At 55.8% G+C, this 694-nt stretch carries 2 protein-coding genes; both read left to right on the top strand.

The window, feature by feature from the left end; translation table 11 throughout:
* Window positions 1–181 (top strand): hypothetical protein (locus tag Q7C20_RS26755; protein ID WP_375071193.1); only part of this gene is annotated, 181 nt, incomplete at its 5' end.
* A gap of 3 nt (window positions 182–184) precedes the next feature.
* Window positions 185–694, top strand: a 510-nt coding sequence (locus tag Q7C20_RS26750) for a ParB N-terminal domain-containing protein (RefSeq protein ID WP_375071192.1), incomplete at its 3' end; no start/stop codon positions are given.

Raw genomic sequence — 694 nt, 5'->3', positions numbered from 1 at the left:
ACATCCGATTGAGATGACCCGCGCGGTCGAGCAATCTGGGCGGTTCCTCTCGTCGATCTACGAAATGGATTACCGGCAGATGACGCGCGAAACTTGGCGGCGCGCCCGGATGTCGTTTGACCGCGCCTATGACGAATTCCAAACCACGCTCGTCAACGCGTGGGACAAACTGGAGGATTGATAGATGGCAAAGAAGCGTTCTGTTTTCGATATTAACTTCGAGTTGGATGCCGAAGAGGAATCCACCGAGTTCCCCGCGGGGAACGGTCCTCTGGAAACCAAAGCCTACAATGTTCAAGGTCACCCGCTACAAAACCACGAACCGGCGCCCGCGCGCCGTGGCCCGATGGCCAGCGCGATTGCAGAAACCGCTGAGGCGACACGCGAGCGTGCGAACGCAGAGGCGGCGATCCGCGCTGAGAATGACGCGTTGGCGCACGAGCATGTGAGATTGAAGAAGCTAGGTTTGATCACTGATCTTATTCAGACATCAGAGGTGAAAACTTCAAAACTTACGCGAGACCGCTCGGCTAACATAGACCCTGAGCTTGCGGAGCTAAAAGAGTCTATTAAGGCGGTTGGGCTCTCAAACCCGATCCGTGTTGAAAAGACTGATGAGGGGTACGAGCTTATCCAAGGGTTTCGCCGCCTCTCGGCGTTTCAACAATTGGCCGAAGAAACGGGCGATCCGCGT

Origin of the sequence: Pseudomonas sp. AMR01 (assembly GCF_041946035.1) — a bacterium.
Lineage (GTDB): Bacteria > Pseudomonadota > Gammaproteobacteria > Pseudomonadales > Pseudomonadaceae > Aquipseudomonas > Aquipseudomonas antarctica_B.
The sequence above is the reverse complement of the archived record's forward strand: the minus strand, read 5'-3'. Positions and strand labels throughout refer to the sequence as shown.